A 6,865-nucleotide genomic window follows, 5' to 3' on the forward strand; every position below is an offset into this window, starting at 1 on the left:
GTCGGCACGGTCTGTGTCGATCGCGACAGAAGTCTCACGGCTGGTCTCCTCGTCGGTTGAACGTGGCGGGTTGAAAGGGCGCTCTACATACATCCGATCATCGATCGGCGCAAGCGGCTCGCTTCGCCGAGAAGCTCGTAACCTTCATCGCGCCGCTTCTCGGTAACAGTTGGAAGCCGAACGTGAGTTGAGGTTCACGTGTCCTCCATCTAGAGCCATCCCAAGGGACGATCGCTTTGCGATTCAGTGCGGGCAATCTCGACGAAACGGTCAGCGCCATCATCCTCGACTTCGACGGCGTCATCGCCGACAGCGAGGTGCCGTCCAACACGGTGCTGGCCGAGACATTATTCCTGCACGCGGCGGCCGCGATCGGAGTGCCTGCCGGTGAGTCCATCGTCCATCGAGGACAGCACGATTGGCGTCTTGGCAGGGCGCGCCGCAGGCTGCGCGGTGATCGGGCTGCTTGCGGCGGGCCATATCCGCGAAGAGCATGCGGCGAAGCTGACGGCGGCCGGCGCCCAGCATGTGGCGGCGGATTATCGCGAGGTGGAGCGGATCGTCCGCGATCGGCTTCGGAGCTGATTCGGCGGGGTTCCAGGTGTGGCGTTTCAGGACTCGCCGCGGCCGGCTCGGGTCAAAATATTGGCGCCTTGGCAATGGCTTGACTCGGCGTTGCCTCAGTAGTTGAAATGGCGCCGCGTATCTGAGTTGACTGACGTATGAATGGCCGAAGCTACCGGCGGTCCGCCAGCTTGTTCGGCTTGCACAGTATGAGGTCTCCCCATGGAGGCGCTTGCCGAAATCTATCCGTCCAATCTCGCAGATCAGCTTACCGCGCACGCGGTTTCCAGCATCGAGGCGGCCGACTACTTTCGCGCTCCTTTCCCTCACATCGTCTTCCGCGATTTTTTTCCCGCCGATTTCTACGATGAGCTGATCCGGAAAGTTCCCGCCGCAGGGTCCGAAGGATATGACCCGATCACCAGCTCGGGCTCGCGCCTCGCGCTGCGTCTCTACGGCGAGCATGTCGAGAAGCTCGATCCTGCGCTGCGCTCCCTGTGGAGCGCGGCATCCAATGTGCTGACCTCGAAGCAGGTCGAGCAGGCGATCCGGGACAAGCTGCGCGAGGGCCTGGACATTCGCGCGCGGGGCGACAAGGTGGCCGGGGCCGAGAGCCTGAAGCTGGTGGCGAAGCCGGTGCTCTACCGGGACAGCGACGGCTATCAGATCAAGCCGCATCCGGACACACGCAAGAAGGTCGTGACGATGCAGCTCTATTGTCCGGCCGACACCAGCCAGCAGGCGCTCGGCACGACGCTCTATCAGGCCTCCCTCAAAGGGCTGTTTCACGTCAGTTCCTATTGCCTCGAGCCGGTGAAGACCATCCCCTTCCTGCCCAATCTCGGATACGCCTTCGTGGTGCTGAAGGCGTACCACACGCTCACGCGGATGAGTTGGCACGGTCGGCCGCCGATCCAGACCGATCAGCCGCGGATTTCGATCCTCAACACGTTCTACATGAACGAGAATGTCGGCTTCTAACTCCTTCGCGCTCGGAGGTTTTCCGGCACGACGAATGTTCAGGCCGTCTTTCGCTGCACTTGCCTGGGCGGGGCAGAACTGTCCGTCATGGCCGCCTGTGCGCTGAAGCGCGCGTTGCGGACGTGGCGGCGCATGGTGATCTCGGCATCGTCGGGATTGTGGGCCTGCAACGCCGCCAGCATCGTCTTGTGCTCGTCGAAGGCGGCGCGGGCGCGGCCGGGCCTGGTGCTCGAGCGCACGCGATGGATGCGGACCTGGTAATAGACCTGGTCGAAGAGCAACTGCTCCAGGCGCTCGCTGCGCGCGCCGCGCAGGGTGCTGAAATGGAAGTCCTCATCTCCAGGTTGCTGCAGATAGGCCTCGCCCGCGGCCAGCGCCGGCAGGGCCGCATGTTGCACGAGAAGCTCGCCGAGCTGATCCAGCTCGTGCGAGGTCATGTGCTCCGCCGCCAGCCGCGCCGCCATGCCCTCCAGCGCCTCGCGCACTTGAGCAGCCATGGTCAACTGTTGACAATCGGCCGCGCGACACTACCGTCCGCAACCGCTGTGCGGCTGTCCGTCGGCTCGAACGCCGATTTGGCGAGACGAGACTACTGCGAGGGAAAGGACCATGACCACGACATCGCAGCTCAAGGCACTGTTCGCGCGCCGAGCGGCGGTGACAGTGCCCGGCGCGGCCAATGCCCTGTTCGCCCGCGTGATCGAGGATCTCGGCTTCGAGGCGGTCTACGTCACCGGTGCCGGCGTCGCCAACATGCATTTGGGCGCCCCCGATGTCGGCCTGACCACGATGACGGAGGTCACAGAGACCATCGCTGCGATCGCGGACGCCGTGTCGCTGCCGATCATTGCCGATGCCGATACCGGGTTCGGCAATGCCGTCAACATGGTGCGCACGGTGCGGACGTTCGAGCGCGCGGGCGTCGCGGGCATCCAGATCGAGGACCAGGTTTTTCCGAAGAAATGCGGCCATTTCAACGGCAAGGACGTCATCTCGCGCGACGAGATGGTGCAGAAGGTCAGGGCGGCCGTCGATGCGCGGCATGATCAGAGCCTGCAGATCATCGTTCGCACCGACGCACGCGCGGTCGAGGGTTTCGAGCGCGCCATCGAGCGCGCGCTGGCCTATGCCGAGGCCGGGGCGGATGCGACCTTCGTCGAGGCGCCGGTCAGCTTCGAAGAATTGGCGGAGATTCCGAAGCGGGTCGCGGTGCCGCAATTCGCCAACATCGTTTTCGGCGGCAAGACGCCCGATCCCGGCCGTGAGCGATTTGCGGAGCTCGGCTTCTCCATCGTGCTCTACGCCAACGCGGCGCTGCAGGCGGCGCTGAAGGCGTCCTACGACGTGCTGGGCGCGCTCAAGCGCGATGGCTCGCTCGCCTCGGTCGCGGATCGGCTGGCGTCCTTCGAGGAGCGCCAGCGCTCGGTCGCGAAGGACGAATGGGATGCGCGCGAGGCGCGCTATCGGGTGTGAGGGCAGATGAGCGATGTTGCCGGTCAACGTCCCTGGGACGGCATCGTCTCGGACGACGAGCAGAAGGCCTAATCTCTGCGACGCTCCCTACATGGTCTCGGCGGTGTTCAAGTCGCCCGACGGCAAGAAAATCCCGATAAACGGCGGAAATTTCCGCAAAGGAGATGTTAACCCTCAAATCCTTCGACGGCATCGTGGTCGCCGATCGCATCGACCTCGAGCTCCGGGCATGTCGCGTGCTCGGCCTGATCGGTTCGAACGGCGCCGGCAAGACCACGCTGCTCCGCTGCGTCGTCGGCGCGGTGCCGCCGGCCTCCGGAGCGGTCTCTCCGGAGGGCAGCCCGATCGCGCCGGGCGACGTGCCCGGAACAATAAGGCGGGGCATCGCGTTCGTGCCGCAGGGCCACAACGTATTTCCGAATCTCTCAGTCGAACGCAATCTCCATATCGCGGGTCTCCTGTTCGACGGCGGCTTCATCAAGGAGGTGATGATGCTGTTTGCAGTCTTGGCCGAGCGCCGCGTGCAACGCGCGGGCTCGATGTCCGGCGACGAGCAGCAGATGCTGGCGCTGATGACACAGCCGAAGTGGCTGCTGCTCGACGTGCCATCGACCGGGCTTGCGCCCGTCATCGTCCGCAACGTCATGGCGCAGCTCCGCAAGGTCAACGAGGCCTTCGGCATCGGGTTCGTGATCGTGGAACAGAACGTGCCGGTGACGCTGAAGACCGTCGATCGCGCGCTGATCCTGAAATCCGGCCGCGTCGTGTTCGACGGCTCGTCGAACGAGCTCGCTTCCCATCCAGACATGTGGGCATGATTCTGATGACTGACGCTTCTGCTTTAAGCCAGCGATCCCTGACCGCGGCGAATTTCCGCAAGCTCTGCCAATGGGCGGTGATGGCGCTGAAGGCGCCGCTGCCGGAGACCGTGCGGCGGCGCGCCGCGCTGATCCTGATGGACGATATCGGCGCGATGGTCGCCGCCTCCTCCGAGCTGGAGGTGAAGCAGGCCCGTGGCGGCCTCGCGCGGTCGTGGGGCCCGGCCGAGGCGGTGGTGTTCGCCGGCGGTGCCCGCAGGCTCGATCGCTATTCCGCCGCCGCAGCCAACGGCATGGCGATCACCTGGAGCGAGCTGGACGAGGGTTTTCGCGGCGCGCCCTGCCACGCCGGTGCCTATGCCTTGCCGGCGCTGCTGGCGGAAGCCGAATGCTCCGAGGCGTCGGTCTCTGACGTGCTGCGCGCGCTCGCCATCGCCTATGAGGTGACGGCGCGGATTGCGCTGGCGTTCCCGTTCGCGACCATGCCGGTGCATCCGCACGCGATCTTCGCGCCGATCGGCGCTGCCGCCGGTGCGACGCTGATGCGCGGCTGCCAGGCCGATCGCCTGCTGGAGGCGGTCTCGGGAGCGGCGAGCATGGCCTTCGCAGGTCCCTTCGGCCACGCGACCGAGGGCGCGCTGGTGCGCAATGCCTGGACTTCTGCTGGAGCGTGGATCGGCTTGCGCATGGCCGATTGGGCTGCGATCGGCATTGGCGGGCTCGACATCACGCTCTACGATGTGTTCGTCGGCAGCTTCGGCGCTGGCTGCACACCGGAGGCGTTGACCAAGGGGCTCGGCAAGGATTGGGCGGTCAGCGGCGGCTATCACAAGATCTTCGCCTGTTGCCAATACGCCCATTCCGCAGTCGAAGCCTCGCTCGTCCTGCGCCGGCGGCTGGAGCGGGAAGGCCGCCATGCGAGCGACATTGAAGCCATCACCGTGGAGACCCATCCGCTCGGCATGAAGCTCACCACCGTCGAGCCGAACACGGTGCTGGCCGCAAAATTCTCGATGCCGCATGCGGCGGCGGCGACCGCCGTGCTCGGCACCGGAGCCGCCGAAGCCTTCACCCGCGACAAGCTCGCCGACGATCGCATCGCCGGCCTGCGCCGCAAGGTGCAGCTTCTGCCATATGCCGAGATCGGCGCCTGGCCGAAAGACCGGCCGGCGCGGGTCGCCTGGCGCTTTGCCGACGGCGAGACCTGGACGGAAATCTGCGAGAGCGCGCGGGGCGGCGCCGACCAGCCCTTCGATGCAGCCACTATTACCGCCAAGGTTGAAGCCAGCTCGGGATCGGTATTTCCAAATCTGCCACACATGCTCACCGCCATCGTCAAGGGCAAGAACGCAGCGCTGCGCCAGCCCTGGCGCGAGGCCGTGGTGGAGATGGTGAAGGAGACCGCGGCGTGAGCGCGATGTCGGTTTCCTGATCGTCGGTGCGGGCGTCTGCGGGCTTTCCGCCGCGATCGCCGCGCGTCGGGCCACGAGGCTCGCTAATGCGGCCTACTGCCACCAGCCCTGTGGCTGCATCGGGCGAAAGTATTGGCCGCCGCGCCGGCGCGGACTGACGGCCTGGGAGTCGGAATCCCAGTTGTGCTGGAAGAAGGGGACGAAGCCGCCGCCGCCATCGTCCTCGTCATTGCCGCTCGCGATGAGATCCGACGTCGGCCGCCGCGTCACGAAGCCGCCTTGGGGCTGGTTGCTCAGCACGGCGACGAACTCGGTGCGATAGTTGGTTTCCGAGCTCAGCGGCTCGTCCGAGACGATGATCGAGGATCGCGGCAATGCGGTCGGGGCGATGCGATCGAGCACGTCCTTGGGGATGGTGATGCGGTCGAGCGCATCCTTGGGCGTATCGGCGTCGTCGATCGTGACCGCGGTCCAGCGCAGCGCGGTGCCGTTCTGCGCCACCGCCGTGAAGATATGCGTGCCGATCGGCCTGTCGGGATCGCGGATCGTCACCGGCGACTCGATCGAGGCATCGAACACCTCGCCGCCATCCGCGGCTCGCTTGTGGGTGTTGCGCCGCACGTAGAGCGTCTGCGTCGAGCGGCTGATGTAGACCGAGACCGGCTCGGTCGCGAGCCGGGCCTCGCTTGCCGCCTTGTTTGCGTCTGCCTTCTTCGCCGCGGCGGCCTTGGCGGCGTCTTTCGCGGTGACGGCTGCGGCGAGCGTCGGCGCTGCGTCGGCCTTGGCGGTGTCGAGCTGCGTTGCTGCCTCCGCGGCCTTGGCGGCGGCTTTCTGCTTCAACTCGTCGCCCTGCGCTCTGGCCTGGTCCGTCCTGGCGGCGGCCAGCTTCTTGTCGGCGAGTTTGAGCTCGGCGTCGGCGCTGCTCTTGAGCCGTTCCAGCTTGCGCAGCGACGCGGCGAGCGAGGCTGCCTCGCGCGCCGCCGTGGCTGACGCGATCTTGGTCTCGTCGGCCGCCACGGTGGCGTCCTCGGCCTCGCGGGTGAGCGTCTCGGCGCGCGCCGGGGCGGCTGCCATGGCCTCCGCGCTGGGCACGAACAGGGCCGGGTGGGAAAACTCGGCCGGGGCCGCGTCGTTCGGTGCGATGATCACCCGCATCCCGATCCACGTCCGATCGAACAGCTTTTCCGCAAAACCGTAGGGCATCCGCACGCAGCCATGCGAGGCGGCATAGCCAGGCAGTGGCCCCCCGTGCAGCGCGACGCCGTTCCAGGTGATGCGCTGCATGTTCGGCATCCAGGCATCGTCATAGAGGGTCGAGTGGTGATCCTTGTCCTTCTCGATGACCGCGAAGACGCCGGCCGGCGTCTCGCGTCCGGCGATGCCGGTCGACACCGGCGCGCGCAGGATCCAGCCGTCGGAATCGTAGAACGTGACCTTCTGGGCCTTGATCGACACGATCGCCATGATCGGCTCGCCGGCTTCGCGTTGCGCCTCGGCCTCGACGGTCGCCGCCGGGCGGGCCTGTTTCGCCGCGGCGCCGACGGTCGGCGCCGCCAGTGCGACTGTGGCTGCGAGTGCCACCAGGGTGAGATGTCTCCAACGCCGCATCGCTCCGGT

At 66.4% G+C, this 6,865-nt stretch carries 7 protein-coding genes; 5 read left to right on the plus strand and 2 right to left on the minus strand.

The annotated features are described in order from the left end of the window. Positions 1–387: 387 nt before the first annotated feature. Both JOY90_RS15850 and JOY90_RS15855 read left to right on the plus strand, forming a co-directional pair. Complete coding sequence (locus JOY90_RS15850; protein ID WP_291692059.1) at positions 388–585, plus strand: hypothetical protein; 198 nt, start codon at positions 388–390, stop codon at positions 583–585. A 201-nt stretch (positions 586–786) separates the two neighbouring features. Further along, on the plus strand, positions 787–1,545 hold the full coding sequence (locus JOY90_RS15855; protein WP_291692060.1) for a 2OG-Fe(II) oxygenase family protein: 759 nt from the start codon (positions 787–789) through the stop codon (positions 1,543–1,545). A gap of 38 nt (positions 1,546–1,583) precedes the next feature. On the opposite strand, the gene JOY90_RS15860 is transcribed toward JOY90_RS15855, so the two are convergent. Beyond that, complete coding sequence (locus tag JOY90_RS15860) at positions 1,584–2,042, minus strand: GntR family transcriptional regulator (protein WP_291692061.1); 459 nt, start codon at positions 2,040–2,042, stop codon at positions 1,584–1,586. 112 nt (positions 2,043–2,154) lie between these two features. Between JOY90_RS15860 and JOY90_RS15865 the strand changes: the two genes are divergently transcribed. From JOY90_RS15865 to JOY90_RS15875, 3 genes are all read left to right on the plus strand, one after another. Then, positions 2,155–3,018: an isocitrate lyase/phosphoenolpyruvate mutase family protein gene (locus tag JOY90_RS15865; RefSeq protein ID WP_291692062.1), complete on the plus strand. Its 864-nt coding sequence runs from the start codon at positions 2,155–2,157 to the stop codon at positions 3,016–3,018. A gap of 164 nt (positions 3,019–3,182) precedes the next feature. After that, positions 3,183–3,836: an ABC transporter ATP-binding protein gene (locus tag JOY90_RS15870; RefSeq protein WP_291692063.1), complete on the plus strand. Its 654-nt coding sequence runs from the start codon at positions 3,183–3,185 to the stop codon at positions 3,834–3,836. Between the two features lie 5 nt (positions 3,837–3,841). Beyond that, on the plus strand, positions 3,842–5,248 hold the full coding sequence (locus tag JOY90_RS15875; RefSeq protein WP_291692064.1) for an MmgE/PrpD family protein: 1,407 nt from the start codon (positions 3,842–3,844) through the stop codon (positions 5,246–5,248). A 93-nt stretch (positions 5,249–5,341) separates the two neighbouring features. On the opposite strand, the gene JOY90_RS15880 is transcribed toward JOY90_RS15875, so the two are convergent. Beyond that, positions 5,342–6,865 (minus strand): L,D-transpeptidase (locus tag JOY90_RS15880; protein WP_291692065.1); only part of this gene is annotated, 1,524 nt, incomplete at its 5' end.

This window comes from Bradyrhizobium sp. (assembly GCF_019242285.1).
Classification (GTDB): domain Bacteria; phylum Pseudomonadota; class Alphaproteobacteria; order Rhizobiales; family Xanthobacteraceae; genus Bradyrhizobium.